This window comes from Devosia insulae DS-56 (assembly GCF_000970465.2).
GTDB lineage: Bacteria > Pseudomonadota > Alphaproteobacteria > Rhizobiales > Devosiaceae > Devosia_A > Devosia_A insulae.
In genome coordinates, this window is sequence record NZ_LAJE02000401.1 from 30,452 (window position 1) to 55,940 (window position 25,489).

33 protein-coding genes are annotated in these 25,489 nt (G+C 65.7%); 16 read left to right on the forward strand and 17 right to left on the reverse strand.

Features of this window, described 5'->3' with window-relative positions:
* Nucleotides 1-6: 6 nt before the first annotated feature.
* Entirely contained in the window at nucleotides 7-216 is a 210-nt protein-coding gene (locus VW23_RS28785) for a hypothetical protein (protein ID WP_141728527.1), read from the reverse strand.
* 363 nt (nucleotides 217-579) lie between these two features.
* Here VW23_RS28785 and VW23_RS27320 point away from each other — a divergent pair, with 363 nt between their 5' ends.
* From VW23_RS27320 to VW23_RS27330, 3 genes are all read left to right on the forward strand, one after another.
* A complete protein-coding gene (locus VW23_RS27320; protein WP_176730508.1) occupies nucleotides 580-990 on the forward strand; it encodes a low affinity iron permease family protein in 411 nt (136 codons plus the stop codon).
* A gap of 238 nt (nucleotides 991-1,228) precedes the next feature.
* Nucleotides 1,229-1,699, forward strand: coding sequence for an Hsp20 family protein (locus tag VW23_RS27325; protein WP_069912627.1), 471 nt, complete (start codon nucleotides 1,229-1,231; stop codon nucleotides 1,697-1,699).
* Nucleotides 1,700-1,962: 263 nt separating this feature from the next.
* On the forward strand, nucleotides 1,963-2,253 hold the full coding sequence (locus VW23_RS27330) for a hypothetical protein (protein ID WP_069912628.1): 291 nt from the start codon (nucleotides 1,963-1,965) through the stop codon (nucleotides 2,251-2,253).
* A 16-nt stretch (nucleotides 2,254-2,269) separates the two neighbouring features.
* Here the strand turns inward: VW23_RS27330 and VW23_RS27335 are convergent, their stop codons facing one another.
* The 3 genes from VW23_RS27335 to VW23_RS27345 form a co-directional block, all read right to left on the reverse strand.
* Nucleotides 2,270-2,500, reverse strand: coding sequence for a DUF6894 family protein (locus VW23_RS27335; protein ID WP_069912629.1), 231 nt, complete (start codon nucleotides 2,498-2,500; stop codon nucleotides 2,270-2,272).
* A gap of 300 nt (nucleotides 2,501-2,800) precedes the next feature.
* The gene (locus VW23_RS29590) at nucleotides 2,801-3,430 is read right to left on the reverse strand and encodes a DUF2934 domain-containing protein (protein ID WP_069912630.1); all 630 of its coding nucleotides are present in this window, start codon (nucleotides 3,428-3,430) and stop codon (nucleotides 2,801-2,803) included.
* A 3-nt stretch (nucleotides 3,431-3,433) separates the two neighbouring features.
* The gene (locus tag VW23_RS27345) at nucleotides 3,434-4,051 is read right to left on the reverse strand and encodes a general stress protein (protein ID WP_069912631.1); all 618 of its coding nucleotides are present in this window, start codon (nucleotides 4,049-4,051) and stop codon (nucleotides 3,434-3,436) included.
* Nucleotides 4,052-4,310: 259 nt separating this feature from the next.
* Between VW23_RS27345 and VW23_RS27350 the strand changes: the two genes are divergently transcribed.
* Nucleotides 4,311-4,802 (forward strand): YciE/YciF ferroxidase family protein, encoded by a 492-nt coding sequence (locus VW23_RS27350; RefSeq protein ID WP_069912632.1) that lies wholly within the window; start codon nucleotides 4,311-4,313, stop codon nucleotides 4,800-4,802.
* A 115-nt stretch (nucleotides 4,803-4,917) separates the two neighbouring features.
* Here the strand turns inward: VW23_RS27350 and VW23_RS27355 are convergent, their stop codons facing one another.
* The 11 genes from VW23_RS27355 to VW23_RS27405 form a co-directional block, all read right to left on the reverse strand.
* Complete coding sequence (locus VW23_RS27355) at nucleotides 4,918-5,394, reverse strand: hypothetical protein (protein WP_069912633.1); 477 nt, start codon at nucleotides 5,392-5,394, stop codon at nucleotides 4,918-4,920.
* A 35-nt stretch (nucleotides 5,395-5,429) separates the two neighbouring features.
* Nucleotides 5,430-5,738 (reverse strand): hypothetical protein, encoded by a 309-nt coding sequence (locus VW23_RS27360; RefSeq protein ID WP_069912634.1) that lies wholly within the window; start codon nucleotides 5,736-5,738, stop codon nucleotides 5,430-5,432.
* An 18-nt stretch (nucleotides 5,739-5,756) separates the two neighbouring features.
* A complete protein-coding gene (locus VW23_RS27365) occupies nucleotides 5,757-6,377 on the reverse strand; it encodes a L,D-transpeptidase (protein WP_244513752.1) in 621 nt (206 codons plus the stop codon).
* A 56-nt stretch (nucleotides 6,378-6,433) separates the two neighbouring features.
* Complete coding sequence (locus VW23_RS27370) at nucleotides 6,434-7,339, reverse strand: ABC transporter substrate-binding protein (RefSeq protein WP_244513749.1); 906 nt, start codon at nucleotides 7,337-7,339, stop codon at nucleotides 6,434-6,436.
* A 393-nt stretch (nucleotides 7,340-7,732) separates the two neighbouring features.
* Nucleotides 7,733-8,995, reverse strand: coding sequence for a type III PLP-dependent enzyme (locus VW23_RS27375; protein WP_069912636.1), 1,263 nt, complete (start codon nucleotides 8,993-8,995; stop codon nucleotides 7,733-7,735).
* Nucleotides 8,992-10,509, reverse strand: a complete 1,518-nt coding sequence (locus VW23_RS27380) for an AMP-binding protein (protein WP_069912637.1) — start codon at nucleotides 10,507-10,509, stop codon at nucleotides 8,992-8,994. Before VW23_RS27380 ends, VW23_RS27375 begins: the two co-directional genes overlap by 4 nt.
* Complete coding sequence (locus VW23_RS27385; protein ID WP_069912638.1) at nucleotides 10,506-10,757, reverse strand: acyl carrier protein; 252 nt, start codon at nucleotides 10,755-10,757, stop codon at nucleotides 10,506-10,508. The genes VW23_RS27380 and VW23_RS27385 overlap by 4 nt, the downstream gene beginning before the upstream one ends.
* Entirely contained in the window at nucleotides 10,754-11,590 is an 837-nt protein-coding gene (locus tag VW23_RS27390; protein WP_141728528.1) for a hypothetical protein, read from the reverse strand. The genes VW23_RS27385 and VW23_RS27390 overlap by 4 nt, the downstream gene beginning before the upstream one ends.
* A gap of 128 nt (nucleotides 11,591-11,718) precedes the next feature.
* Nucleotides 11,719-12,039, reverse strand: a complete 321-nt coding sequence (locus VW23_RS27395) for a hypothetical protein (RefSeq protein ID WP_069912640.1) — start codon at nucleotides 12,037-12,039, stop codon at nucleotides 11,719-11,721.
* Between the two features lie 120 nt (nucleotides 12,040-12,159).
* Nucleotides 12,160-12,564, reverse strand: coding sequence for a peptide-methionine (R)-S-oxide reductase MsrB (gene msrB, locus VW23_RS27400; protein ID WP_069912641.1), 405 nt, complete (start codon nucleotides 12,562-12,564; stop codon nucleotides 12,160-12,162).
* A gap of 103 nt (nucleotides 12,565-12,667) precedes the next feature.
* Nucleotides 12,668-13,561, reverse strand: a complete 894-nt coding sequence (locus VW23_RS27405) for a LysR substrate-binding domain-containing protein (RefSeq protein ID WP_069912642.1) — start codon at nucleotides 13,559-13,561, stop codon at nucleotides 12,668-12,670.
* A 110-nt stretch (nucleotides 13,562-13,671) separates the two neighbouring features.
* Between VW23_RS27405 and VW23_RS27410 the strand changes: the two genes are divergently transcribed.
* Both VW23_RS27410 and VW23_RS27415 read left to right on the forward strand, forming a co-directional pair.
* The gene (locus tag VW23_RS27410) at nucleotides 13,672-14,448 is read left to right on the forward strand and encodes a class I SAM-dependent methyltransferase (RefSeq protein ID WP_069912643.1); all 777 of its coding nucleotides are present in this window, start codon (nucleotides 13,672-13,674) and stop codon (nucleotides 14,446-14,448) included.
* A 2-nt stretch (nucleotides 14,449-14,450) separates the two neighbouring features.
* Nucleotides 14,451-15,119, forward strand: a complete 669-nt coding sequence (locus tag VW23_RS27415; RefSeq protein ID WP_069912644.1) for a pyridoxine/pyridoxamine 5'-phosphate oxidase — start codon at nucleotides 14,451-14,453, stop codon at nucleotides 15,117-15,119.
* A gap of 192 nt (nucleotides 15,120-15,311) precedes the next feature.
* Here VW23_RS27415 and VW23_RS27420 read toward each other — a convergent pair whose 3' ends face one another.
* Nucleotides 15,312-15,701 carry a nuclear transport factor 2 family protein gene (locus VW23_RS27420; RefSeq protein WP_069912645.1) on the reverse strand — a complete coding sequence of 130 codons (390 nt, stop codon included), beginning with the start codon at nucleotides 15,699-15,701 and terminating at the stop codon, nucleotides 15,312-15,314.
* A 146-nt stretch (nucleotides 15,702-15,847) separates the two neighbouring features.
* On the opposite strand from VW23_RS27420, the gene VW23_RS27425 reads away from it, so the two are divergent.
* Nucleotides 15,848-16,729, forward strand: coding sequence for an AraC family transcriptional regulator (locus VW23_RS27425; protein WP_069912646.1), 882 nt, complete (start codon nucleotides 15,848-15,850; stop codon nucleotides 16,727-16,729).
* Between the two features lie 153 nt (nucleotides 16,730-16,882).
* On the opposite strand, the gene VW23_RS27430 is transcribed toward VW23_RS27425, so the two are convergent.
* A complete protein-coding gene (locus VW23_RS27430) occupies nucleotides 16,883-17,497 on the reverse strand; it encodes a TetR/AcrR family transcriptional regulator (RefSeq protein WP_244513750.1) in 615 nt (204 codons plus the stop codon).
* Between the two features lie 305 nt (nucleotides 17,498-17,802).
* Between VW23_RS27430 and VW23_RS27435 the strand changes: the two genes are divergently transcribed.
* From VW23_RS27435 to VW23_RS27475, 9 genes are all read left to right on the forward strand, one after another.
* Entirely contained in the window at nucleotides 17,803-18,276 is a 474-nt protein-coding gene (locus tag VW23_RS27435; protein ID WP_244513751.1) for a MaoC family dehydratase, read from the forward strand.
* Between the two features lie 137 nt (nucleotides 18,277-18,413).
* Nucleotides 18,414-19,769, forward strand: a complete 1,356-nt coding sequence (locus tag VW23_RS27440) for an ABC transporter substrate-binding protein (protein WP_069912647.1) — start codon at nucleotides 18,414-18,416, stop codon at nucleotides 19,767-19,769.
* An 87-nt stretch (nucleotides 19,770-19,856) separates the two neighbouring features.
* Nucleotides 19,857-20,747 (forward strand): carbohydrate ABC transporter permease, encoded by an 891-nt coding sequence (locus tag VW23_RS27445; protein WP_069912660.1) that lies wholly within the window; start codon nucleotides 19,857-19,859, stop codon nucleotides 20,745-20,747.
* Nucleotides 20,747-21,625, forward strand: coding sequence for a carbohydrate ABC transporter permease (locus VW23_RS27450; RefSeq protein WP_084646539.1), 879 nt, complete (start codon nucleotides 20,747-20,749; stop codon nucleotides 21,623-21,625). Before VW23_RS27445 ends, VW23_RS27450 begins: the two co-directional genes overlap by 1 nt.
* Before the next feature lie 21 nt (nucleotides 21,626-21,646).
* A complete protein-coding gene (locus VW23_RS27455) occupies nucleotides 21,647-22,648 on the forward strand; it encodes a Gfo/Idh/MocA family protein (RefSeq protein ID WP_069912648.1) in 1,002 nt (333 codons plus the stop codon).
* On the forward strand, nucleotides 22,645-23,472 hold the full coding sequence (locus tag VW23_RS27460; RefSeq protein WP_069912649.1) for a phosphoenolpyruvate hydrolase family protein: 828 nt from the start codon (nucleotides 22,645-22,647) through the stop codon (nucleotides 23,470-23,472). The genes VW23_RS27455 and VW23_RS27460 overlap by 4 nt, the downstream gene beginning before the upstream one ends.
* Nucleotide 23,473: 1 nt before the next feature.
* The gene (locus VW23_RS27465) at nucleotides 23,474-24,700 is read left to right on the forward strand and encodes a Tm-1-like ATP-binding domain-containing protein (protein WP_069912650.1); all 1,227 of its coding nucleotides are present in this window, start codon (nucleotides 23,474-23,476) and stop codon (nucleotides 24,698-24,700) included.
* On the forward strand, nucleotides 24,693-25,052 hold the full coding sequence (locus VW23_RS27470; RefSeq protein ID WP_069912651.1) for a cupin domain-containing protein: 360 nt from the start codon (nucleotides 24,693-24,695) through the stop codon (nucleotides 25,050-25,052). Before VW23_RS27465 ends, VW23_RS27470 begins: the two co-directional genes overlap by 8 nt.
* Nucleotides 25,052-25,345 carry a Dabb family protein gene (locus VW23_RS27475; protein WP_069912652.1) on the forward strand — a complete coding sequence of 98 codons (294 nt, stop codon included), beginning with the start codon at nucleotides 25,052-25,054 and terminating at the stop codon, nucleotides 25,343-25,345. Before VW23_RS27470 ends, VW23_RS27475 begins: the two co-directional genes overlap by 1 nt.
* The last annotated feature ends 144 nt before the right edge of the window (nucleotides 25,346-25,489 follow it).

Below are 25,489 nucleotides of genomic sequence, written 5' to 3' on the forward strand. Positions count from 1 at the left end.
CTGTTCTCAGGGCAGACGCGCCAGCTTGCGTCGAGCAATGGCGGGATCGGTTCGCTGCATGGCCTCGTCGGTCAAAGCCGTGTCCAGGCTTTTGTGGGGCGTCCCGAATGTCGCAAGGATGGCGCTGGCGGTTTCCAGCCTGATACCGTGCCGCGCTGCGAAATCTTCTGCTTGAGGCAGTGGGTCGCTGCTGTGCTTTCTCGATTTCTTGCTCATCATGGGCGACCGTGTGGAGAGTTGACTGGGAGAGGCACCGGTTGCTCAGCTTGCGGCCTTGCGCGGGCGCGGCCTTGCTTTGCCATCATGGATGGCATCGTTGGGGCCAAAATCCTTGGCTGGGCGAGGCGCGCCACCCGGGCGCTTCTGCCGATCGTAGCGTTCTTCGTTCGCCGGGTGAGGATCGCTTACGTCGTGGGTGGCAGATGTGTCCTCGCCGGTGGGCAAACCATCTCGGGTTGAGTCATGCGGCATTTTGAATCTCCTTGTTGGAGGTTCAAACTTCCCGCCCGCCGCGTCGTTCCCTGGTGCGAGACGGCTGCTGCGCATCCAAATCGCTCCAGCCACGTTCTGGCTGCCACCATGAAGCCGAAATCTGCCAAGGCCAGCCGTATCAGCGGCATCATCTACCGTTTCGCCGACTTCCTGTCGGACTCGCGCGGTTTCATTGCGACATTCCTGGCCTTGGCGGCTGGGATCGGCATTGGCGCGGCGACGCAGTTCAACGAAGGCTTCATGTTCGCCTTCAACATCTTCCTGTCGGTGGCGGCCATCGTGATCAGCGGCGTGATCCTCGTCGCCGGGGCGCGCAGCGAGGCAGCCCTGCACGTCAAGCTCGACTACCTGATCGAACACTCAGAGGCGACCAACAAGGTGGTTGGGCTCGAGCATCTCGACGCGCGCGAGATCGAACAGGAGCGCAAGCGGGTCGAAGCGGAGGCGGCCGAAGCGGTCGAGGATGCAATCGAAGAGGCTGGGCTCGCCGGGCGCTGAACGCGAAAGGGCCCCGCCGTTCAGGGCGGGGACGTTACTTTGACCGGAAGCGCGAGCTAGGAAGCGGTTCAAGCCTGGTCAAGAGTCAGCCGATTTTCTGTTTTCGCAGCTCTTGACACCTCGAGGCGGCTCCCTAGATCGATGCTGCCGGCCGCTGAAACGGGGCCGGCGAGAATGGGGTAGCCCGCTATGACGGGCGTGTCCCTCGTACCTATGTTGCTCTGAGGAGAATGTGGTTATGAGAACCTTCGACTTCACACCGCTCTATCGGTCCACCGTCGGCTTCGACCGCCTGTTCGACATGCTCGACAGCGGCATCCGTTCCGACTGGCCGCCCTACGACATCGAGAAGCTCGGCGACGACCAATACCGCATCAGCATGGCGGTAGCCGGCTTTGCAGCCGATGAGATCGAGCTGACGCAGCAAGGCAACGGCCTGCTGGTCTCCGGCGCGAAGACGCAGACCGAGGACCGGGCAGACGCCTTCCTGCACCGTGGCATCGCCAACCGGAGCTTCAAGCAGTCGTTCAGCCTCGCTGACCACGTCAAGGTGACCGATGCATCACTGGAAAATGGGCTGCTATCGATCAGCCTGACCCGCGAGGTCCCTGAACAGCTGAAGCCCCGTCGCATCGCCATTGGCACTACTGAGGCCAAGCCTGCCGGTGAGCCCAGGCAGATCGGTCAGGACCTCAAGTCCGCGGCCTGACGCCAGCGCTCGGTTGAGCCTCCCGGTTGACGCCGGGAGGCGCTAATTGCGGAGCACCACGATGAGCCACGCATTTTACCCATCAGACGAATACGACAGTTCCGAACTCGAACTCCAACGCGAAACTGAACGCGAACGGACCCAGCGTCGCCGACCTTGGCTAGAGGCGCGTGGGCAGCAGGACGAAGCCGATTTTCGACCCGCGGGGCCACGCCCAAACGCGCCATGGCTCGATGCCGCCGCAGTGGCTTGAGGAGGTAGCGATGCAGATCGACATACGACCTCCAACCCGAAATGACGCGAGCCAACTGTTCGACTGGCAGCTTGACGTCGAGAGGCTGGAGCGCGAGGCGAGGGGCGCCCGGCTGGCCGGCACTCCCGACCCATGGACCAGGATCGAAGCAGAGTGCTCGCTGGACCTGATCGAGGCGGAGCTCACTGCGCTTCGCGGCCGCGAGCAGGCGGAAGCAGGGGATAGCGTGGTGCAGCTGCGCAGCTGGAAGGCTCGGATCGAGCGGGTTCTTCGCATACTGGAAGCGACCGACGGTCCTTGATCGGGAATGCGCGGTCTTACTGCACGGTTACGTGGCCTATCGGAAACGCCACCACAGCCCGGTGCTCGTCATCACAGACTTCGATCCAATAGTGATGACGGGCGCGGTCGATTGAGTTCTCCCTGATCAAGGTCAGGGCGTCCTTCAGAGCCCATTCCCAGGCCTCGACGATGCCGGGCAGTACGATGCCCGTTCGATCCTCGAACACTGTCTCGTCCCGCCGCACGTTGAAGTAATATCTGCCCATGAACCGCAGTAGCAGGGCCAGTCCTGGGCGCCAACATCTGCCTGAGTGAGGGCAATGAGTTGCCGACTGAGAGTGAAGTGGCGACGTATATTGGGTGCGGATTTTGCAGCTGGTGATTATTTGAGGTGAACAATTGCCGGGCTCGGCTGGTCGTGGGACGCCGCGGATCGCATGTCTGTCCGATTGCATCACGCGGCATTGGTCTCGACCAAACGCCGGAAGACCACATAACGTTGGTTTGTATTGGCGCACAGGTGTGCGCTGAGCGCCGCACCATGCCCACCAATCATTCAGTCGGTTTCAGGACGGGCGATGCAGACCGGCTGTTGGATCCACGGCACCATCGAGCGTATCAGGGTCAGGTTCAGTAAGAGCTTCTTCGAAGCCGGCATCGAGGCCCTGCTGGCCCAGCCAGGCGGCGCGGGCCCGGTGCCAGTACTCCTCATCCCGTCCCTCGGGCCGCCCGTCGCTTTCCCACAGATGGTAGGCGGTATCGCGGATCGACTGCTCCACCGAAGGGTCGGCTTGATGGGTGCCCACCGCGGCGACGTCTGTCTCGGTGAGCTGACGGATGCCGGCGGCCTCGGAGTTGGGGAGCACCGCTTCAAGCCGCTCCAGCGCTTCGCCGACGCGTCCGGCGATCATCGGACTGAACTCGTGATCCGGCCCGGTGTTCTCGTAGTCCCGGAGCTCCTCGACGGTGATCCCGGCGGCGGCGGCGAACTGGTCGGGATCGAGGCCGAGCGACAGCCGGCGGTTGTGATCGCCCTTGGGCTGACGCTGGGTGGGGTCTTGAGGGAGGTCATTTCGCGAACTCCTCCGTTGGTGCTCGGAGACAATCTGCCTGGGGCCGAAAAGTTGCGGCGAGCCCGTCAACGAGCGGTGCCCGCATGAGAGTGGTCTGCGCACCTGGTTCGCGCGCAGACCCAAGCTTCAGCTCCTCAGGATCGGAGGCGCAATCAGGCTGGCGCGATAATCGCGGATCTGGTCGGCGGGATAGGGCTCGGAGTTCTCGTCAAAGCCCTCCCAACCCTCAGCCTCGTAGTCGCGACGGCGCGCCGCAATGTCGACGACGCTGGAGTCATGCAGGATGGCCGCCGCCGCGTCGGCGCGACTGTCTTCAACCCGCGCCGTCACCAGGATGCCGCCGCGGCGGACGCCCTCGGCATAGACATGCGCGTCGCGCTCATCAACGCCGGCATCGGTCAAGGCGCCGATAATGCCGCCGGCAGCGCCGCCCACTGCTGCGCCGGTCACGGCGCCGATCGCCGTCGCCAGCAGCCAGCCGCCCGCCACCACAGGACCGACACCAGGGATGGCGAGCATGCCAAGCCCGGCGAGGAGGCCCCCTGTGCCGCCGACCACGGCGCCTACGCCGGCGCCGGCACCCGCGCCCTCGGCAACGTCGTCGCCCGTCTCGGTGTCATGCTTGCCATCGGCGTTGTTGGCGACGATCGAGATGTCTTCGCCATTGACGCCTGCATCCTTGAGCGAACGCACCGCACGGTCGGCTTCGTCATGTGAGTCAAAAAGCCCTGTGATTGTCTTCATGATGGCGTTTCTCCTTAGGGTTGGGATCTCTGGGACCCGCATCAGCAACTTGCCCGGATGGCATCCGTTCCCTGCCCAGCTCACCTCCCGGCGCGTTGCCGCGTCGAAAGCGCTCCCCCAAGCCTGTCATTGCTGAGCAACAGCAGCCCTACCCGGTCGGGCGGCAGACATTCATGCGGAGCGGACCGGAACCTTGCATTGCCAAGCAGATTGACTCGGCCTGCGGACCTGTCCGCCCAAGCCTCAAACGGAGACTGCTATGCCCACCGAAAAGACGCTCGACGATCTGTTCCTCGATACCCTCAAGGACATCTATTACGCCGAAAAGCAGATCGTGAAGACGCTGCCCAAGATGGCCAAGGCCGCTACGGCGCCTGAACTGAAAGCCGGATTCGAAAAGCACCTGGAGGAGAGCGAGGGGCACATCGAGCGGCTCGAGCAGGTGTTCGAGCTCATCGGCAAGCCGGCCCGCGGCAAGACCTGCGATGCCATCCTCGGCATCATAGAAGAAAGCAAATCGATCATCGAGGACTTCAAGGGCACGTCGGCGCTCGATGCCGGCCTCGTCTCTGCCGCCCAGGCGGTCGAACATTACGAGATTGCCCGCTACGGTACGCTCAAGACCTGGGCCCAGCAGCTCGGCATGACCGAGGCGGTCAGCCTGCTCGACGCGACCCTCAAGGAGGAGATCGCGACCGACAAGAAGCTTACCCAAGTGGCGGAATCCAACGTCAACCGCATGGCGGCCTGACGCAACGAGGCGGCGGCCGTCAGGCCGCTGCCCCTTGCCGGGTACACAAGTGCCCCCACCGACCAATTGCCTGGCAAAGCTGCCCTAATGGGTGGGCGCGGGCAGCCTGCTCCCGTCAGCGGCGGGTGGCAGTGAAGGTTTCGCGGCGCTCGCCGCGGACCGTCGGATGATAGGTGCAGCGCAGCGTCCTGATGCGCGGCGACTGGCCGACGATCACCCGCCCGATGGCGCCCAACAGACCGCCATAGCTGCGGCAGTCGATCGTGGCTTCCTCCCAGGCCCGGCCGCGGCCGCACGAGGCCCGCTGCAGGTCGATGAGGATATCCCTCCCTGAGGTGCGCCAGGTCAGCCGCCCGTCGCAACGCACCCCGCCGCCGCGGATTTCGTAAGTGCCGCGCCGCTCGAGGCAGAAGGTCAGCCGATAGGGTCCGTAAAGGTTCTGGTTGGCCCTGAAGCAGCCATTGACCGGCACGCCAACCGGGTGATCGGGCACCATGACCATCGGCGCAATATCCTGCGCCATGGGCGCCGGCGACTGAACCAACGCCAGCATCAGGATGCCGCTCAATAGCGATTTCACGAAGCGATGCATGTCGTTTCTCCCTCACTGTGATTGATGAAGCGGCCCTATGAGACCTTCGCCACCGAAACGATGGTCCCCTTGTCGTCGATGACGCACAGCGCCTGGCCGCTGGGCAGCTTGACGTCGACCTCGAATGTGCCGCCGGCCGCGCCGGGCCGTGACGCGATCGGCAGCACGCCGGAAGCGGCGACGCTCAGCCGGGTCGCGGCTTCGCTGGCGCACAGCAGTTGCAGATCCGCCGGCGCCGTCAGCGCGCTCGAGCGGATCGTCGCCGCCGGCGGCGTGGTGGAGGCGCAGGCGGCCACCAGCAGCAGCGCGCTGGCAAGGCCCATAATCCCAAGCGATCGAAACATCACCACCACCTCCCTGCCCTAGACGCCGCGATAGAGCGCCGCCCCGGACATCAACACGATGACCTTGGTGCCGACGGCGACCCGGGCGTAGAGGTCGGTCACGTCGTCATTGTTCAGCCGGATGCAGCCCGACGAGATATTGAGGCCGATCGACCAGGGCTCGGCCGTGCCGTGGATGCGGTAGATCGTGTCCTTGCCGCCCTCGTAGAGATACATCGCCCGTGCCCCCAGCGGGTTTTCGGGGCCGCCCGGCATGCCGTTGGCCCACTGCGCATTGCGCGGATCGCGGGCGATCATCTCGGCCGGCGGCGTCCAGGTCGGCCATTCCACCATGCGGCCGACCTTGACGATGCCGGCCCAGCCGAACCCGTCGCGTCCCACGCCGATGCCATAGCGGATTGCCTGAAACTCCGGGCGGACCAGATAGAGGAAATGCCGGTCGCCATCGATGATGATGGTTCCCGGCTTCTCGGCAGTGCGGAAGCTGACCGTCTGCCGCTTGAACTCCTCCGGTACCGAGCCATAGGCCTTGTAATATTGCATGGCGCGCTTGGGGTCGTAGTCGATCCAGGTTTTGCGCTTGGCATCATAGATCTGCGAGTAGACCGCCTGGGCCTGAGCCTCGCCGGCGCCCAGCATCGCCGCGGCCAGCCCGGCGCCCGAAAGCTCGAGCATCCGGCGTCGTGAGATGCCGCTCATTGCAGCCACCCATCGATCCGGGTGCGATTGGCGATGATCCAGTCGCGCGCCGCGTCCTCGGGTGACTTGCGTTCCACCTCCACTGCATAGCTCATCGCCGCAATATCGGCGGGCTCGAACTGGATGCGTCCGAGCAGGTCCGCGATAGCGGGGTGCTTCGTGGCCAGCGACGTGGCGTAGCCGATGGACAGCGACGATGCGTCCCAGCCGGTTGCGGCACTCGAGTGCTGCAGCCAGTCCTTGTCGTCGGCCGGCGCTACGATGTTCCAGCTGGCCGCGTCATGGGCCGGCTCCTCGAGCACCACGATGTCGTGCAGCATGAACACGTGGTGCGGCGAGTAGCAGTAAAACACCACCGGCCGGCCCAGCGCGCTGCCGGCATCGACCGCCGCCATGGCAACCTCTTCGGCCCCTTCGAGCAGTTGCATGGTCTGGTCGTAGCCGACGCTTCTGGCGCGGATGCGCTCGACATTGGTGGAGAACCACGAGCCATCGCCGATCCAGAGTTCGCCCTTGCCATCGTCGTCGGTGTCGAACGCCGCCGCGATTGCCGGGTCGTTCAGGTCGGCGACGGATTTGATGCCGGTCTGCTCGACTGCGGCGCGGGTCGCGCAGATGCCCTGATGGCCGGCAACTGAGCGCTTGCTGACGGTGAGACTGTCACCGATCCGCTTGACGGCGTTGTCGAGGTTGGGCGACCAGAGCTCGGGATAGACATCGACCTCGCCCCGCGCGATCGCGGTCAAGAGGCCAATCGATCCGCGTTCCAGGTAGACCGGACTGTCGCCGGTCCGCTCCTTGGCCAACTCTCCGATGATGTGTCCGGTGACCTTGGCCGATGGCCAGGCGGTCAACCCGATGACCAGATCGTCCGCCAATGCGGCGCCGGTGGCCCAGCACAAACCTATCGCCGCGACGGCGAGATGTAATGATCGGTGGTTCGATCGGCTACGCCGAACCCTGGTAACCGACTGCTTTTTCCTGCGAAACATTTTGAACTATGCCACTTTGACGCTGCAGGTGGTAATCAGTCAATGTTCGATATCGTACACAGCTTATCACTTGCTGCGATTGTCGAGCGTTACAGCTGGCCGTGACGTAGGATAACTTGCTGCAGTGTTAGATCAACTTGAGTAGCCGTCAACCAGATTTATCGTCAACGCTGTCGACCACTCGCGGCTCGAGGCCAGCGCAGCGAAGGGCACCAGCCGTCACAACACCACGAAACCAGCGAAGATGACCGCACGCCGATACTTGCTTTGCAGCTCGCCAAACCATGGCATGGTCCAGCTGGATCAGTCCCCGAGTACTGTAGGCACCCCGCCCTCGACCAGCAATTCGGCCGGCGCCGGGTGGCTGAGGAAGCCGCCCGGGCTGGCGGTCGGACCATAGGCGCCTGACTGCAGCACGGCGATCAGCGCATCGACTTCGACCGCTGGCAGCGCCACGGATCTGCCAAGTGTGTCGAGCGGCGTGCAGAGCGGGCCGACGACGCTGACCGGCGGCGCCGCCGGGTCACCGATCCGTGTCGGCGCAAGGATCGGATAGTCGCGTTTGATCACCTGACCGAGATTGCCGGAGGCGGCGAGGTGATGGTGCATGCCGCCATCGGTGACAATGAAGGTCTGCCCGCGCGAGCGCTTGATGGCGTTGACCGCCATCACATAGACGCCGGCCGGCCCGGCGAGGTACCGCCCGGGCTCCACCACCACTCGGGTTCCCGTGGGCACCGTGCGCGCCAGCGCCGGAACGCCGGCGGCAATGGCCGTGAGATCGAGCGCCGCATCGCCCTGGAAATAGGGAATGCCGAGGCCGCCACCCAGGTCCACCGTGCTGAGCTGCCGGCCGATCCGCTGCGACACCTCGCGCGCCAGCGCCAGGCCATGCCCCCACTGCGCCAGCAGCACGCCGGCATCCAGCACCTGCGTGCCGGCGAACAAATGCAACCCGACGAGATCAAGGTGCGGGCAAGCTGCGAGCGCCGCAAGCACGTCGTCGAGGCTCTCCTCGTCGAAGCCGAAGGCCGATGGTTTGCCGCCCATCCGCATGGCGCCGCCCTGCACGGCCGCTACCGGATTGACCCGCAGCGCCACGGCCAGCGTCTTGCCGAGCGCCGCGCCGATGGCCTCGAGCCGGGTGATTTCCTCGAAGCTCTCGACGTGGATTTCCCCGACCCCGCCGGCAATTGCCTCTTCGAGTTCGGCCTTGCGCTTGCCGGGGCCGGCAAACAGGATCTTTTCGGGACGGGCCCCGGCCGCCCGGGCCCGCCGATACTCGCCGATCGAGGCGATCTCGACGCCCGCGCCCTCCTCGAGGAACAGCGCGATCACCGGCACCGCCGGGTTGGCCTTCACCGAATAGTGGATCGCCGCAAAGCCCTGTAGCGCCTCGCGCAACCTGCGGTAGCTGCGCCGCATCACCGCGGCATCATAGGCGAAGAGCGGCGTGCCGAAGCGTTGCGCCAGCTCCGATACGGCGACCCCGCCAATGCGGAGCTCGCCTTCACGCACTTCGAAATGCTCGGCCAGCAAAGCTGCCGCGAGATCGGCGCCGCTCATGCCGAGCGCTCGCGCAGCAAATGCGGGTAGTCGACCTTGCCATTGGGGGTGGTCGGCAGCATCGGCACCAGCTCGATCTCGCGCGGCACCATATAGGCCGGCAGCTTATCGGCGATGGTGGCGAGCACCGCCGGCGGGCTGCACGCCTCGCTCGAAGGCACCGCCACGGCGTGGACCCGCTGCCCGGCAGTGGCATCGGGCAAGCCGATGACGGCCACCTGCCGGAAGGCGCCGGTCGCCATCACCACTTCCTCCACCTCGGTCGGGCTGATGCGGTAGCCCGACGACTTGATCATCGCATCGGCGCGTCCGACGAAGGTGAGGAACCCCTCCTCGTCCTCCACCACCATGTCACCCGAATAGCAGACCACCACGCCGCCACGCTCGGCCGGAGTGCGGGGGTCGGGCCGCAGCACCCGCGCCGTATCCTCGGGCCGGCGCCAATAGCCGAGCGACACCGTGGGGCCGCGATGCACCAGGATGCCCGGCTCGCCGGGCGCGGCGCGACGTCCATCCGCCGTCACCGGAAACACTTCGGTCTCGGGAATGGCGCGGCCGATCGAGTTCGGCCGGCGGTCCAATTCTTCGGGCGGCAGGAAGGTCGAGCGGAACGCCTCGGTGAGCCCATACATCAGGAACACCCGGGTATCGGGCAACAGGTGGCGCAGCCGGCGCAGCGTCTCGGTCGGCACCGCGCCGCCCGAGTTGGTGATGTAGCGCAGCGTCGTCAGCCGGGTGCGCGGCAACAACGGCGCGCCGCGGGTGAGGATGGCCCACACCGTCGGCACCCCGGCGAGCCCGGTTATGCCGTGCCGCTCGATGGCGCGCACGATGTCGTCACCCAGCCGGAAGGTCAGCAGCACCAGCGTCGCCCCCTGCTCTGCTGCGGTGAGCAGCTGGTTCAGGCCATAGTCGAAACTGAACGGCAGCACCGAAAGGATGCGATCTTCCCCGGTGATGCCGAGATAAGTGCGGACGATCCGGCAGCCCGCCACGAGGTTGCGATGGCTCAGCATCACCCCCTTCGGCTTGCCGGTGGAGCCGGAGGTATAAAGGATGGCGGCGAGGTCCTCGCCGATCGCCCGCGGGCGTGCCGGCTCTCGGCCGGTTTCGGCGATATCCTCGACCATCAGGATGGTCAGATCAGGCGCCTGGCCCAGGGCTTCCGCCAGCAGCGGCGCCAACGCCCGGTTGGTGACGACGATCCGTGCACCGGCATCGGTGACGATATGCGCCACCTGGATCGGCTTCAGCAGCGGATTGATCGGCACGAACACCGCGTCGGCAAGGCTGCTGGCGAAGATGGCGCAGCATTCCTCGATGGATTTGGGCAACAGGATCGCCACCCGGTCACCGAACACAACGCCCGCCGCGCGATAGGCCGTTGCGTAATCGGTGGCGCGCCGGCGCAGCCCATCAAAGCTGAGCTGTCGCTCGCCATCGATGATGGCGATCCGGTCGCCCGCCACATCGCGCTCGAGCAGATGGTGAACCAGCAGCGGCTCGGCGCTCATCTCACCCCTCGCTGATCGACGAAGGCAGCGAGCCGCGCCGGCGTGGCCAGGTTGTCGGGGGTGAAGTCGGCGTCCTCGAGCGCGATGCCGAAGCGCTCGCCGAGGAACATCATCAGATCGAGCATGCCGAGCGAATCCACCGGGCCGCCGGCCAGCAGTTCGGTCTCCGGCGTGAGCTGCTGCAGCGCCGGAAAGCGCTGGCGCAGATAGGTTTCGATGATGGTGCTGGTGCTGGCGTCGTCGATCATGCTGCCCTCGCGGCGTGCTGGTGAAGGAAAGTGAGTTCGGTGTAGCTGTGGTCGATGGCGTCGGCCGGCAGCTCGCCCTTGGCGAACACCCGGCAGCGCCGCGCGGCATAAAGCGCGCCCGGCCAGGTGGCCGTGCGGTTCGCCTCGATCTCGAGAAACAGCAGCCCTTGGGCGAAGAGGAAGCGGGCGATGGCGCCGCGCTGCCGGCGCGCGAGGCTGAGGCTGTCGCAATAGATCAGCCGGGCGCCCGGCAGGCCGCGCAAACGCGTGCGGAGGAAGATCAGCGGCTGGCGCTGTCCGTCCGACGTGATCAGCGTGGCGCAGAGCATGCCCATCGCGAGGTGGTCGCGCAGCAGCTCGCCATCATCGTCCGCGAGGTCGCGACTGAGCCGGGCGCCCGAGGGTCTGAAACTGTCGAACAGCGTCGGCACGATCATCGAACCGCGAACCCGGGCGGTAACACCGAGCCGTTCGTTGACCGCCTCGACCTCGCGGCTCGGGCTGAGGTCTGTCACCAGTTCGTCGGCCGCCACGGCGGCCCGCAACATCAGCGGGGCCCAGAACCGGGCCCGCTGGTCGACAAACCAGCTCGAGAGGTTGAGCTTTCGCCTTCCCCCTGCTCCGGCGGGGCTGTCGAGCGTCAGCAGCACGCCGACATCCTCGCCCTGGTCGACCAGCAGCGTGCCGATCGGCCCGGCACCGCGCGCCGCGCGGTAGGCCTCCAGCGCCCTGAGTACGCCCGTCCAGAACCCTGGTGGTCGATTGGGAAAGCCGCGGCACAGCACGGCTTCGGCGCGCCCGAGGGCGCCGGGGGTAATGACTTCGATCTGCATGGCCATCCCGTCCGGTCCGCCCTAGGGCGACCGGTTAGCTTGGGTCGCGGCAGGCGCGACCCCGTGGAGGCTGAAGGAACGCTCAGGCGAGGAGCGCGTGACGGGCGGACGGCAAACCGCCCGCGGGGTCAGGCGATGCGCCGGGGAGGCTCGTCCGGCAGAAACCGCGGAATGCGCGCCACGCTGCTCGCCTTGGCCGGCTTCCACGCCGCGCCCCATAGGGGCAGCACGTCCGCCGAGGCCGTCTCGGTCATTAGCGGTGGGGTATCGTGGACCTCACCGGCGTCGAACATCGGGGCACTCTCGGCCATGACCGGCTCACCCGCGTCTGCCAGTGACACCGTCGCCGTCATCACCTGCAGATCCGCGGCAGCCGCCCAGGCGGCGGCAAGCGCGCCGCCCAGCAGCGACAATAACAGGATCATCCAAATGTACGGCCTGAGCAACATGAGGCGGACTATTGCGTTGCCGCGGCGGCAACGACAACTAAAGGCTCACGCAATGGTGAATATCGGCGTCAGTGGTAGCCCGTCGCGCTACGTCGCGCCGGATGTCCTGCTCGCGGGCCCTCACCCGCCGGTCGGGGTGAAATTCATGGCGATGCCGTTGATGCAGTAGCGCAGGAACGTCGGCGGCGGGCCGTCATCGAAAACGTGGCCGAGATGCGAGCCGCAGGTGGCGCAATGCACTTCGGTGCGGACCGTGCCGTAGCTCCGATCGACAGAGGTTTCCACCGCGCCTTCGATCGGTTCGTTGAAGCTGGGCCAGCCGGTGCCGCTCTCGAACTTCACCTTGCCCTCGAACAGCGGCGTGTCGCAGCCGGCGCAGGAGAATGTCCCGGGGCGCTTTTCGAGCAGCAGCGCACAGCTGCCGGGCGCCTCGGTACCGTGTTCGCGCATGATCTCGAACTGCTCGGGCGTCAGCCGGGCCCGCCATTCGGCATCGGTGCGGGTAACGCGGAAGTTCTGCTGCATGGCTCTCGATCTCCAGATTGGCGGCCCAGGCCGCCCTGCGCCCGAAGGCGTTCTATTCATTCGGACATATCCCATGCCGTCGGGACGCCGCAACCTAAACGGGCTACGCCACCACCTGCCCGGGATCGGCGTCGCTGAACCGCTGCGCTTCCTCGGCCAGCCAGGCGCAGAACGCGGCCGACTTGCGCTGCCGCCGGGGGCGCCTGAGCGCCACATAGTGCTGACCGCTATCGATAAAGCCGGCCGGCGCCACCAGCCGTCCGGAGCGAATGTCGTCGGCCACCAGCGGCCAGGGCGCGATGCACACGCCGAGGCCTGACGAGGCGGCCTCGAGCATGAAGTAGAAATGCTCGTACTCGTTGCCGGCGCGCTCATCGACCGGCACCCCCGAGCGCTCGCTCCATTGCCGCCAGGCATGCCGGCGGGTGCGCGAGTGGAGCAGTGTCAGGCCGGCAAAACTCGGGTCGGCCGCAGCCTTGAGGGCCGGCGCCAGCACCGGGCCGGTTGCCTCGGCAAACAGCGGCACCATCTCTGCCCCATCCGGCCACGGCCCGGCACCTGCCCTGATCGCCACGTCGAACCCGTCGCGATCGAAATCCACCGGCGTGCTCGAGGCGCTGAGCCGGACCTCGATCGCCGGGTGAAGCTCGCGGAAGCGGTAGAGTCGCGGGATCAGCCAGCGCATGGTGAAGGTGCCCGGGCACGAGACATCGAGTGGCCCGTCCTCACTGTCGGCCACCGCCCGCACACTCTGGTCGATCAGGTCGAAGGCGGTGCCGAGGCCGGCCAGCAGCTGCGTGCCGGCGCCGGTCAGCTGCATGCGGTTGCGCGGCCCCTCGAACAGCGCCACGCCCAATAAATCCTCGAGGTGCTGCACCTGCCGGCTGATGGCGCTATGCGTCACGTTGAGCTCGTCGGCGGCCAGCGTCATCCGTCCATGCCGGCCGGCGGCCTCGAAGGCCCTGAGCGCATTGAGCGACGGGATGCGGCGTGCCATGTGAGTTTTCCGAACAAAGCCTGTTCGAACTTATCGCTTTTCCGCTGTGCTGCCAGCATGTTTCTTCGCCGCCACCGAAACCTATGTCAGTAGAACGAACAGAGGCAGAGATGGCTGAGCGGACCAACGATGGCAGTGCCGGTGATGTCGATTACGGCCGGATCGGCCTCGGCTACACCCGCTACCGGCAACCGGAACCGCGCATCGCGGCGTTCATCACCGCCGCATTGGGCGAGGCGCGGACCGTGCTCAATGTCGGCGCCGGCGCCGGATCCTACGAGCCGCTCGACCGTGAGGTCACGGCGGTCGAGCCATCGGCCGCGATGCGGGCGCAGCGCCCGACGCACCTGCCGGGGGCGATCGACGCCACCGCCGAGCACCTGCCCCTTGCCGATCAGAGCTTCGACGCCGCCATGGCGACCTTCACCGTGCACCAGTGGCAGAACCTCGCGGCCGGGCTTGCCGAAGTCCGGCGCGTCACCCGCGGTCCAATCGCCATCCTCAGTTGCGATCCCGAAGCGCTCGACCGCTTCTGGCTCAATGACTACGCCCCCGAAGCCATTGCGGTGGAAGCACGCCGCTACCCGCCGCTGCCCAGGATCACCGAGGCGCTCGGCGGCAAGGTCGAGGTGATCCCGGTGCCGATCCCGCGCGATTGCGTCGATGGTTTCGGCGAAGCCTATTACGGCCGGCCGGAGCGGCTGCTCGAACCCGGCGCCCGCCTCGCCAATTCCGCCTGGAATTTTGTCGCGCCGGTGGTGGCCGAGCGCTTCGTTGCAACGCTCGGGTGCGACCTCACCGATGGCACCTGGGACCGACGCTACGGCCACCTGCGCAGCGCGCCGGAATTCGATGGTTCGCTCCGGCTGATCGTCGGGCGGCTGTGAGCATGTCTGACATAGAAGCGACCACCACACGCGACCGGCTGCGCCGCCTGCCCAGCCTTGCCGGCCCGCTATGGCCGTTCAGAACCGAGGACGCGCCGGCCGACCCGCAAAGCCTGTTCCTCGACTGGCTCGGCTTCGCCATCGACGCCGGCCTGCTCGAGCCGCACGCCATGACGCTCTCAACGGTCGACGCCGACGGCGACCCGGATGCCCGCGTGCTGATCCTCAAGGATGTCGACGAGGCCGGCTGTTATTTTGCCGCCGATGCGGGGAGCCCCAAGGGGCGCCAGATTGCCGAACACCCCAGCGTCGCCCTCACCTTCTACTGGCCGCGCCTCGGCCAGCAGGTGCGCATCCGCGGCACAGCAAAACCGACCGAGCGCCAGAGCTCGGAGGCCGATTTCCTGAAGCGCTCGCCAACGGCACGCGCCATCGCCGCGTTGCAACGCCAGAGTCAGCCGCTCTCGGACATCGCCGAACTGAACGCCGAGTTCGAAGCGGCGCTGGCGCGGCAGCGGAGCGAGGTGGCGGCGACCTCGGCGAGCTGGACCCTCTATGTGGTCGAGCCGACGAGCGTCGAGTTCTGGCAAGGCCGCACCGACCGCCGCCACGTCCGCCTGCGCTACACGCGTTCGGGGGGCGCCTGGCAAACGCAGCGGCTTTGGCCGTAGGCTGGGTATGCGAGCCAAGGCTCTGCAAGTCCCCCAAACTCGGTGTCATCCCCGCGAAAGCGGGGACCTCCGTTTGCGATCGTGCGGCAGGCCAAGAAAACAGAGGTTCCCGCTTTCGCGGGAATGACCCGGTGGATGGGGGTACAGCCCTTAGCGCGTATGAACCTGCGCCGGGACGACCAGGCGCAGGCCTCACCTCCCCCAGAACGCATCTTCCTGTTCGGGGTTCGACGAGAACAGCCACACTTCGACGATCTTGCCGTCGGCGATGCGCAGCAGGTCGATGCCGGGCTGGTCGAGCCTGGCGCCGTCGCGCTGGCCGGCGAACTCGATTTCGATGGCGACGAGATCGCCATTGGCGAGGTAGCGATGGGCCTGGGTGATGGCAAAGCTGCCACCGGATCTTGTCATCATCCCGCCCATCATGGCGCCGAACTCGGCCATGCCGTGCCGGGTGCCGGCGAACTGGTTATTGCCCGGCTGGTGCCAGACCAGTTGCGGCGCGAACAGCCCCGCCAGCGCCGCCTGATCGCCGCTCTGCACGGCTTTGATGTAACCCTTGGCGATGTCGATATTGCTCATTTGCTTGCTCCTGTTTTCCGGTTGGAGCGCGATAGGTTCGCGCTTGAGCAGGGTAATAACCGGAACACATTCGGCCGGTCGCGGTTCGAACTTGCCTGTTTCTGATAATTATCGGACATTCAGCTGCGCCGGAGGAGTGCAGCGCCATGGCCCGAAATCGCCAGGATGCGAAGTGGCTCGACTACACGCCGAAGGGGCGCCCGCTCGATCTTGAAGTCTTCCCCTTTGTGAGCCTCAGGCAGCGCGAGACTGCGGCCGAGCTCCTCACCACCCATCGCTTCAGCTTTTACACCCTGATCTCGGTGACCGCGGGCGAAGTGACCCAACTGGTGGATTTCGAGCCGATCGCCTGCGCTGCCGGATCGGTCCTCGTGCTCCGGCCGGGCCAGGTGCACAATTTCGGCGGGCTCGACTGGGAGGGATGGATGGTCATTTTCCGGCCCGAGTTCCTGCCATCCGGGTCCGAAGCCATCTCCGAGCTCATCCCTGCCCTGGGCCTCGATCGCCTGCCCGATCATCTGCAGTTTTCGCCCGCGGATTTCGCGCCCGTCGCCGACAGCATCAGCCGCATGCAGCAGGATGCGGCGAGCGACGCCCAGGCGCGCGAACTGCACGCGCTGTTGCGCTACCAGCTGTGTGCTCTGCTGCTGCGCCTCACCCTGCTTCACGATCGCGCCGCAGCCGGCGTCGGCAGCCGCAGCCGCGGCCGGCAGCGGTTCCTGAAGTTCCGGGCGCTGCTGGAGCAGCAGTTCACCGCCTGGCACCATGTCGCGCACTATGCCGATGCGCTCGCCTGCACCGAAAAGAGCCTCACCCGCTCGGCGCTCGAGGTCACCGGACGCACCGCCAAGCAGGTGATCGCCCAGCGGCTCACCCTCGAAGCAAAGCGCCTCCTCGCCCATACCGAGCGGCCGGTGTTCCTGATTTCGGAGAGTCTCGGCTTCGACGAGGCAACGAACTTCGCCAAATTCTTCCGGCGCGAGACCGGGCTGTCCCCGGGGCAGTTTCGCGACCGGCAGGCAGGGTGATGCGGGCGCTTACCTGCCGCCGCGGCGGGTCTCGCCGAAATGCGGCGGCAGACCGGAGGGCCGGTCGTCACCCCTCAGCTGCGCCCCTGAGGCGCTCGCCCGCTTCTGGCTCAGAGACCATGCGCCCGAGGCCATCGCAGTGGAAAGCGGCCGCTACTTGCGCACCGAGTTCAGCACCACATCGGCGAAGGCATTGCCGATGTCGGCAGCGTTTTGCGGGCCGCGCGGCGTGAGCCAGAGGAAGCTGTAGAAATACATGCCGAGCAGGCCCTTCAGCACCACGCTGGGAGTCGGCTTGAACACGCCCTTGGTGAGCCCGTCGGCGAGCGCCATGGCCCAGATGGCCTGGTAGTCGGAATGAAGGCCCGTGACGGCGCGGCGCCGCTCGTCGGTCAAGGCGTGCAGCTCGCGGAAACAGACGGTCATTTCCGACAGGTGCTCGGAGATGGTCATCATCAGCGCCCGGCTCAGCGCCCGCACCCGTTCCACCGGATCGGTCTCGGCATCGGCGATGGCGCGGCCATCGGTGATCAGGTCCGACATGTAGGCGGTGGTGATGTCGTAGAGCAGGTCTTCCTTGCTCGAGATGTGATAGTAGAGCGCCCCGCGCCCCAGGCCCGTCGCTTCGCTGATCTCGTTCACGCCGACGCCTGAATAGCCCCGGTCGGCGAACAGGTTCGCCGCCACCTGCAGCACCTTGAGCCGGGTCGGCGACACTTTGCGGCCATCGCCCTTGTCCGCCTGCGGCCTGGTCATTTGCTCGTTCATCTAGACTCGTTCCGTCCGACACTGACGCGCCTGCGCTGTGTTTGGCCAAGTTTCACAGACCGGTCAATCCACAGATCGCAACGGCCGGGTTGACCGCGGTCTCTCATCGCTTCTATTGTACCGATCGGTCACCACGATACAAGCGCAAAGCTGGCGTGGCCCATCGAGGACAAGGAGGGCACGAAATGTCAGCATCTTCAGTATGTTGTGCACGCGATGGCGCCGCCTGGTCCTTGTGCAACAGATCGTAACACCCCTGTTCAGGCTCGACCAGTCGGTACAGATTCTTATTGGAGGCACTGAACGTGTCTGACGACAAATCTCCGCCCGGCTGGGCCGGAACGATCAAGGGCATGCCTGCCGTCGGCAGTTTTGCCGAGCGATCCCGCCGCGTCACCATGCGCGACATCGAGGCGTTCACCGAGATGACCGGCGACCGCAATCCGCTGCATTACGACCGCGAACTGGCCGAAAGCACGGTGTTCGGCAAGCTGATCGTCCAGGGCGGCGTCACGTCCGGCATCCTCAACGCTATCGTCGCCGAGGACCTGCCAGGCCCGGGAACAGTGTTTCTCGGGGTCGAATGGAAGTTCTCCAAGGCGGTCGGCGTCGACGAGGAAATCACCGGCCGCGTCGAGGTGACAAAGGTCCGCGAGGACAAGCCGATCGTCACCCTGACCACCACCATCCGCAATGCCGAAGGCGACGTCTGCCTCACCGGCACCGCCACTACCTACACCGTGCCGCTGCGCCGCAATGCGGCGGCCGCAGCCGAGTAACCCGGCGGCGCTTCGGCTGATTGACAAGCCGCCGAAGCGTCTCTAATCGTGTACTGACCGATCGGTACAATCTGTCGAGGGCCGGGACAACCGGACGACAGTGAACCAGCCGATCACAACAGGGAGGGAATACCGACATGACGACGTTTTCGCGCCGCAAGGCGTTGGCGCTGGCTGGAGCAGTCGCACTGGCGACGGGCCTGGCAGCGGCCACCCCGGTCCTCGCCCAGGACTGCGAGAAGGTCGACCTGACCTTCACCTTCTGGGGCTCGGTGAACGAGAAGAACGACATCGAAAACGCGGTGAAGAACTGGAACACCAACAACCCGTGTATCCAGGTCAAGCCGATGCATATTCCGGCGACCGGCACCAACTACGTGCAGAAACTGACCACTATGATCGCGTCGAACACGGCGCCCGATATCGGCTATCTCGGTGAGAACCAGGCTTTCCAGTGGGCCACCGAAGGCAAGATCCTCGATCTGTCGCCCTATATGGGCGAGACGCCCGACCAGCAATACATCAAGTCGACCATCTACAAGGCCGGCGACACCTTGATGGGCACCGGCCTCGCCACCGGCGTCATGCTGATCTACTACAACAAGGATGTGTTCGACGCCGCCGGCGTGCCCTACCCGCCGGCCAAGGCCGACGAGGCCTGGACCTGGCAGCAGTTCGTCGACAACGCCAAGCTCTTGACCAAGGATCGTTCGGGCAAGAACGCCACCGACCCGGCCTTCGACCCCAATGCCATCGACACTTTCGGCGTGACGCTGCCCTCCTGGTGGGGTGGCTGGTACCCCTACGTGATGTCCAATGGCGGCCAGTTCGCCAACGAGGACGGCACCGCGCTCACCCTCAACTCTCCCGAGGCGGTTGAAGCCCTGCAGGGGTTCCAGGACCTGATCTACGTCGATCACGTCATGCCCAACCCGACCCAGACCTCGAGCCTGCCCACCGGCGACGTGCTGATGCAGTCGCGCAAGGTCGCCATGAGCATGGACGGCATGTGGCGCGTCACCGACTTTGCCAAGCTCGGCATCAACTGGGGCGTCGGCGTGCTGCCCAAGTGGAAGACCGCCGAGACCGTGGTGCTCTCGGTGCCCAAGGTGATCTTCAGCCAGACCAAGCACCCCAAGGAAGCCTACGAGTTCTACAAGTACATCTCCGATCCGGCGCAGGTCGGGCTGTTCAAGTCGGGCCTCTGGGCGCCGCACGAGAAGGCCTATTTCACCGAGCCCGATCTGCTCAAGACCTGGGTGCAGGCCGAAGGCAGCGCCTATCCGCCCGAAGCGATGGACGCCATCGTCGACTACACGCTGAACCATGCACCGCAGCAGGCTCCGGTCTATCAGCTGAAGAATATCGGGCAGATCATGAGCGAGGCTGTTGAACCCAACATCCAGCAGATCATGAACAACAAGGCGACCGCTCAGGACGCCATGGACAAGGCTGTCGCCACGGCGCAGCCGATGATGCAGGGCCGCTGGTAAGCAATGACGAACTCCTCCTCCCCTGACGGAGTGATGCTGACGGAGCGGCCTTCGGGCCGCTCCGTCACGACCGGCGCCCGGGCGAGGATGAGCCCGCGCCGTCGCTCCGAGATCACCTGGGCGCTGATCTTCGCCACGCCCGCCATTCTCGGCTTCGTGCTGCTCAAGGCGATGCCCATCCTGTTCAGCCTCTATATCTCGATGACCGACTGGAGCGCCGTCGGCGACGCGCACTGGGTCGGGCTCGACAACTTCGAAAAGATGCTGTTCGCCGATCCGCTGTTCTGGCGCTCGCTGCAGGTCACGGCCTATTACACGCTGGTCTCGGTGCCGGTGAGCATGGCCTTCGCCTTCTTCCTCGCGACGCTGCTCAATCAGCGCATCCCGGGCCTCGGCATCTTCCGCACCATCTTCTACATCCCCTCGATCGTGCCGATCATCGCTTCGACCGTGATCTGGCTGTGGATGTTCAACCCCGATTTCGGCCTGTTCAATTCCGTGCTCGGCGCCGTGGGCATCCCCAAGCTGCAATACATTTTCAGCGAGGACCAGGTGGTCCCATCGCTCGTGTTCATGAGCATCTGGGGTGTCGGCCCGATGATGATCATCTTCCTCGCGGGCCTCCAGGAAGTGCCCAAGGAGCTCTATGAGGCCGCCGATATCGACGGCTCCAACGCCTGGCACAAGCTGGTGCACATCACCCTGCCGATGATGACGCCGACTATCCTGTTCAACCTGATGATCTCGATGGTCGCCGCGTTCCAGACCTTCGTGCAGCCGTTCATCATGACCAATGGCGGCCCCAATAATGGCAGTCTGTTCTTCGTGTTCTGGATCTACCGCAAGGCCTTCCAGGACTCGCAGATGGGCTACGCCTCGGCGCTGGCCTGGGCCCTGTTCATCATCATCTCAGTGCTGAGCTACCTGATCTTCCGGACATCCAACAAATGGGTGTTCTATCGCGGAGGCGATGACTGATGAGCGCCATGGAAAACGACACTTCGATCGGCGACAGCCTCGTCCGCAACACGCCCGGGGTGAACAAGCGGCGCCTCGCCTTCCTCCTCTGCGTGCTGCTGAGCATCGCGATGATCCTGCCGCTGGCCTGGCTGGCGCGCTCGTCGCTGATGGAAATGGGGCAGATCTTCATCTTTCCGCCCGAGTGGATCCCCAACCCCTTTGCCTGGCACAACTACCCCGACGCGCTCACCACCATCCCGTTCTTCCTGTATTTGTGGAACTCGGCGCTGGTGGTGGTGCCGACCATTGTCGGCACGCTGTTCAGCTCGTCGCTCGCCGCCTATGCCTTTGCGCGCCTCAACTGGCCGTTCCGCGACCAGATCTTTGCCGTGCTGATGGCGACGCTGATGCTGCCTTATGTCATCACGCTGATCCCGACCTTCCTGATCTGGTCGGGGCTGGGCTTCGTCGATACCTATGTGCCGCTGATCGTGCCGCATTGGCTGGGCACCAACGTGTTCTACATTTTCCTGCTGCGCCAGTTCTTCAAGGCGCTGCCCAAGGAACTCGACGAGGCGGCGATCATCGATGGGGCGCACATTGTCCAGGTGTTCTGGTACATCGTGCTGCCGCTCAGCCGGCCGGCCCTGCTGGTGGTGGCGATCCTTTCCGGGCTCGGCGCCTGGAACGACTTCGTCGATCCGCTCGTCTACATCAACTCGTCGGAAAAATACACGGTAGCGCTTGGCCTTAGCCAGTTCGTCGGGCTGTACACCAGCCAGTGGAGCCTGTTGATGGCGGCCGCGACCGTGGTGATCATCCCGGTGATCATCGTCTTCTTCTTCACCCAACGCTACTTCATGACCAGCATCACCATGACTGGGCTCAAGGGCTGACAACGCCACAAGGGATGAGCAGTGACTGATACGAAATCGAACACCCGGCCGCGCATCGCCCTGGTCGGGGCCGGTGGCCTCGGCAATGTGTGGGCGCAGACCATCGCCACCGACGCCAATGTGGAGTTTGCCGCCATCGTCGATCCGCTGATCGGCAGCGGCAAGGAATCGGCCTGGCTGGCCAACCATGCCGCCGTGCCGAAGTTCACCACCCTCGACGCAGCGGCAAAGGCGGGGCTCGACGCCGTCGTCGTCACCGCCCACTCGACCGTGCATGCCGATATCCTCAGGAACGCCGTTGCCCTGGGGCTCAACGCCCTGGTCGAAAAGCCCTTCACCATCAGCTATGCCGACAGCGAGGACATCGTTGCCCGTGCTGCGCAGCAGGGTGTGACGGTGATGGTCAGCCAGAACTACCGGTTCTTCCCCGGCGCCCTGCTGATCCGCGACATGGTGCACGACCGCCGCTATGGCGGCGTCGTCTCGGTGGTCGGCGAGTTCTGGTGCGATTGGGCCGGCAAGCCCTACCAGCACGCCATGACCCACGTCATGGGGCTCGAAATGGCGGTGCATCACTTCGATCTCTGCCGCGCCATGTTCGATGCCGATGCGGTCGGCGGCTATGTGCGCGAGTGGCAGCCGGCCAACTCGCAATATGCCGGCGGCGGCGCCATCGAGGCGCTGTTCGACATGCGTGGCGACAGCACCGACTTCCCCTTCACCTATACCGGCAGCCTTGTCGGCCGGGCGCCGCGCACCCCGTGGGGCGGCAAGTGGCGCATCGAGTTCGACACCGAGACGCTGGTCGTCGACGAGATCGATGGCCGCTATGGCGTCTATCGGGCCCATGCCGAAGGCCACGAATGGTTGGCCTCGTTCGATGGCGAGACCATGGGCTTCAACCGGCCATTCGAGCATTTCGTCGACTGCCTCATTGCCGGCAAGGAACCGTGGAGTTCGGGACGCGACAATCTCGGCACGATGAAGATGGCGCTCGGCGCCGAGTTCTTCGGCAAGCGATGAGCAGGCGCGACGACATTCTTGCCGGGCTCGAGGCGAAGCGGGCCGACGGCCGCGCCATTATCGGCGCGGGCGCCGGCACCGGCATTTCGGCGAAGTTCCTGCACCAGGGCGGCGCCGACCTGATCTTCATCTACAATTCGGGCCGCTTCCGCATGCAGGGGCTGAGCTCGTGGGTGGGGCACCTCCCCTTCGGAGATGCCAATGCCATCGTCATGGAAATGGGCGAGCGCGAAGTGATGCCGGTGGTACCCGACGCCAACGTTATCGCCGGTGTCTGCGGGTTCGACCCGACCCGCCGGATGAGCCATTTCCTGCCCAACGTGGTGGAAGCCGGCTTTGCCGGGGTGATCAACTACCCCACCGTCGCGGTGATCGACGGCCGCATGCGCGCCGATCTCGAGGCCGGTGGTCTCGGCTTCGACAAGGAAGTCGGAATGATCCGCATCGCCAGCGGCCTGGGCCTCGTCACCACTGCCTATGTCGCGACCCCGGATGAGGCGGTGGCGATGATCGGCGCCGGCGTCGACATGATTGTCGCCCATATGGGGCTCACCGTCGGTGGGGCCATCGGGGCGCAGCACGCCATCGCCATGGATGAAGCGGTCAAGGGCGTGGCGGCGATTGCCGAAGCCAGCCGCAAGGCCCGCAGCGACGTCTTCGTCGTCGCGCATGGCGGACCGATTGCCGGCCCGGCCGATGCCGAGAAGCTGTTCAAGCTGGTCGAAGTCGACGGTTTCGTCGGCGCCTCCAGCATGGAACGCCTGCCGATCGAGGAGCCGCTGCGCGCCAACACCTTCGCCTTCACCCAGCTGCGCACCCGCTGAGATGCCGACCGTTGCGCTCATCGTGTCGCTCGACACCAAGGCCGACGAAGCGCGCTACCTGCGCGACCAGATCACGGCTGCCGGGGTGGCGGTAGAGGTGGTGGATTTCGGCATCGGCACGCCGGGCTTTGCGCCCGATGTCACTGCCGATACGCTGGCACGGCTCGGCAGCGGCTCGCTCGAGCACCTGGCGGCAACCCGCGATCGCGCCGCAGCGATCGACACCATGATGCGGGGCGCCGCTGCCTGGGCCGGCCTCGCCCATGCGCGGGGCCAGCTTGCCGGCGTCATCGCCATCGGCGGCTCGGGTGGCACGGCTGTCGGTACCGCAGCTATGCGCGCCCTGCCCTTCGGCTTGCCCAAGGTGATGGTCTCGACCGTCGCCGCCTCCGATGTCCGCTCCTATGTCGGCACCAAGGACATCACCATGATCAACTCGGTGGTGGATTTCGCCGGCCTCAATCCGATCAGCGAACCGGTGCTGCGCAACGCCGCCGCCGCTATTGCCGCCATGGCGAAAGCCCAGGCCGCCCCGAGCCGGCTGCCGGCGCAACGTCTCATCGCTGCGACGCAGTTCGGGGTAACGACGCCGGCCGTCGAACAGGCGCACGCCCTGCTCGCCGTGGCGGGCTACACGCTGGTTCCCTTTCACGCCACCGGGATCGGCGGCCAGACTATGGAATCGCTGATCGCCGATGGCCTGTTCGAAGCAGTGCTCGACCTCACCACCACCGAATGGGCCGACGAGATCGCCGGCGGCAACCTCTCGGCCGGCCCGGACCGGCTCGGCGCCGCAGCGCGCGCCGGCATCCCGCAGGTCATCGCCCCCGGGGCGTTGGATATGGCGAACTTCTTCGGCGTGCCGGTGCCCGAGCGCCACGCCTCCCGGCTGATCCACCAGCACAACGCCAATGTGGCGCTGATGCGCACCACGCCGGAAGAGAATGCAACGATCGGCCGCCGCATGGCCGAGAAGTTGAACCGTGCCGCCGGCCCGGTCGCCCTGCTGTTTCCGCTGCGCGGCGTCTCGGCGCTCGACGCCGAGGGCCAGCCTTTCTTCGATCGCGCCGCCGACGAGGCGCTGCTCGAGGCTTTCCGCCGGCACCTCGCACCGCAGGTGCGGCTCACTGAGCTCGACCTTCACATCAACGATCCCGCCTTTGCCGCTGCGGCCGTTGCCGAACTCCTCTCTCTCATCGAACAGCACAAGAAGAGACGCCATGCCTAAGACCACCGCCACCGAGAAGAACTTCCCCAACTGGAGCGAAACCCAGAACTACGGCATCAGCCACCTCAAGGTCGGCGCCGAGGTCGAGCACCATTTCCACGATTGCCACGAGTACTGGATCATCATCTCGGGCGAAGGCGACGCGATGAGCGAGGGCAAGCCCTACCATCTCGGCCCCGGCGACATGCTGCTGACCAAGGCGGGCGACTACCACTCGCTGAAGGTCACCAAGGAAATGGTCGCAGTCTACTATTACGGCGTGATGCCCGAGCATGGCCGCTGGGGGCACCTGCACGACGGCGAAGACCTGCCCTGGGCCGAGCACCTCGCCTCGCTGAAGGCGAAAGCCTGATGACGGTCAAGCACGTCGTCCTGTTCGACTATGCCGAAACCGCCCCGGAAGCAGAAATCCAGGCGGTGATCGCAGGGCTCAACACCCTGCCGGCCGCGATTGACGAGATCCGCGACTGGTCGCTGGTCGAGGATCTCGGCAAGCGCCCGGGCTCCTTCCGCTTCTGCCTGATCGCGCATTTCGACGACATGGCCGCCATGGAGCGCTACCTGGCGCATCCGGCGCACGTCAAAGCGGTGGAGCGGGCCATGCCCATCCTCACCAAGCTGGCCGAGCACGACCACTTGGTTTGAGAGTTCTCGCTGCCAACCGGACGACTTGGTGCGGGAAGAGTACCCCCCACCCTGTCCCTCCCCCGCAAGGGGGGAGGAGACCAAAACACCGGCGCTGGTGAAAGCGTCTCCCTCCCCCTTGCGGGGAGGGGACAGGGGTGGGGG

Coding starts and splice junctions, on each gene's coding strand:
- VW23_RS27420 (WP_069912645.1), bottom strand. CDS start 15,701: ATGAGCAATATCGACATCGCCAAGGGTTACATCAAAGCCGTGCAGAGC.
- VW23_RS27390 (WP_141728528.1), bottom strand. CDS start 11,590: ATGCAGATCGAAGTCATTACCCCCGGCGCCCTCGGGCGCGCCGAAGCC.
- VW23_RS27385 (WP_069912638.1), bottom strand. CDS start 10,757: ATGATCGACGACGCCAGCACCAGCACCATCATCGAAACCTATCTGCGC.
- VW23_RS27380 (WP_069912637.1), bottom strand. CDS start 10,509: ATGAGCGCCGAGCCGCTGCTGGTTCACCATCTGCTCGAGCGCGATGTG.
- VW23_RS27465 (WP_069912650.1), top strand. CDS start 23,474: ATGCCGACCGTTGCGCTCATCGTGTCGCTCGACACCAAGGCCGACGAA.
- VW23_RS27395 (WP_069912640.1), bottom strand. CDS start 12,039: ATGTTGCTCAGGCCGTACATTTGGATGATCCTGTTATTGTCGCTGCTG.
- VW23_RS27410 (WP_069912643.1), top strand. CDS start 13,672: ATGGCTGAGCGGACCAACGATGGCAGTGCCGGTGATGTCGATTACGGC.
- VW23_RS27415 (WP_069912644.1), top strand. CDS start 14,451: ATGTCTGACATAGAAGCGACCACCACACGCGACCGGCTGCGCCGCCTG.
- VW23_RS28785 (WP_141728527.1), bottom strand. CDS start 216: ATGAGCAAGAAATCGAGAAAGCACAGCAGCGACCCACTGCCTCAAGCA.
- VW23_RS27470 (WP_069912651.1), top strand. CDS start 24,693: ATGCCTAAGACCACCGCCACCGAGAAGAACTTCCCCAACTGGAGCGAA.
- VW23_RS27350 (WP_069912632.1), top strand. CDS start 4,311: ATGCCCACCGAAAAGACGCTCGACGATCTGTTCCTCGATACCCTCAAG.
- VW23_RS27325 (WP_069912627.1), top strand. CDS start 1,229: ATGAGAACCTTCGACTTCACACCGCTCTATCGGTCCACCGTCGGCTTC.
- VW23_RS27430 (WP_244513750.1), bottom strand. CDS start 17,497: ATGAACGAGCAAATGACCAGGCCGCAGGCGGACAAGGGCGATGGCCGC.
- VW23_RS27365 (WP_244513752.1), bottom strand. CDS start 6,377: ATGCTGGGCGCCGGCGAGGCTCAGGCCCAGGCGGTCTACTCGCAGATC.
- VW23_RS27320 (WP_176730508.1), top strand. CDS start 580: ATGAAGCCGAAATCTGCCAAGGCCAGCCGTATCAGCGGCATCATCTAC.
- VW23_RS27440 (WP_069912647.1), top strand. CDS start 18,414: ATGACGACGTTTTCGCGCCGCAAGGCGTTGGCGCTGGCTGGAGCAGTC.
- msrB (WP_069912641.1), bottom strand. CDS start 12,564: ATGCAGCAGAACTTCCGCGTTACCCGCACCGATGCCGAATGGCGGGCC.
- VW23_RS27355 (WP_069912633.1), bottom strand. CDS start 5,394: ATGCATCGCTTCGTGAAATCGCTATTGAGCGGCATCCTGATGCTGGCG.
- VW23_RS27475 (WP_069912652.1), top strand. CDS start 25,052: ATGACGGTCAAGCACGTCGTCCTGTTCGACTATGCCGAAACCGCCCCG.
- VW23_RS27405 (WP_069912642.1), bottom strand. CDS start 13,561: ATGGCACGCCGCATCCCGTCGCTCAATGCGCTCAGGGCCTTCGAGGCC.
- VW23_RS27375 (WP_069912636.1), bottom strand. CDS start 8,995: ATGAGCGGCGCCGATCTCGCGGCAGCTTTGCTGGCCGAGCATTTCGAA.
- VW23_RS27360 (WP_069912634.1), bottom strand. CDS start 5,738: ATGTTTCGATCGCTTGGGATTATGGGCCTTGCCAGCGCGCTGCTGCTG.
- VW23_RS27450 (WP_084646539.1), top strand. CDS start 20,747: ATGAGCGCCATGGAAAACGACACTTCGATCGGCGACAGCCTCGTCCGC.
- VW23_RS27330 (WP_069912628.1), top strand. CDS start 1,963: ATGCAGATCGACATACGACCTCCAACCCGAAATGACGCGAGCCAACTG.
- VW23_RS27425 (WP_069912646.1), top strand. CDS start 15,848: ATGGCCCGAAATCGCCAGGATGCGAAGTGGCTCGACTACACGCCGAAG.
- VW23_RS27445 (WP_069912660.1), top strand. CDS start 19,857: ATGAGCCCGCGCCGTCGCTCCGAGATCACCTGGGCGCTGATCTTCGCC.
- VW23_RS27335 (WP_069912629.1), bottom strand. CDS start 2,500: ATGGGCAGATATTACTTCAACGTGCGGCGGGACGAGACAGTGTTCGAG.
- VW23_RS27460 (WP_069912649.1), top strand. CDS start 22,645: ATGAGCAGGCGCGACGACATTCTTGCCGGGCTCGAGGCGAAGCGGGCC.
- VW23_RS27345 (WP_069912631.1), bottom strand. CDS start 4,051: ATGAAGACAATCACAGGGCTTTTTGACTCACATGACGAAGCCGACCGT.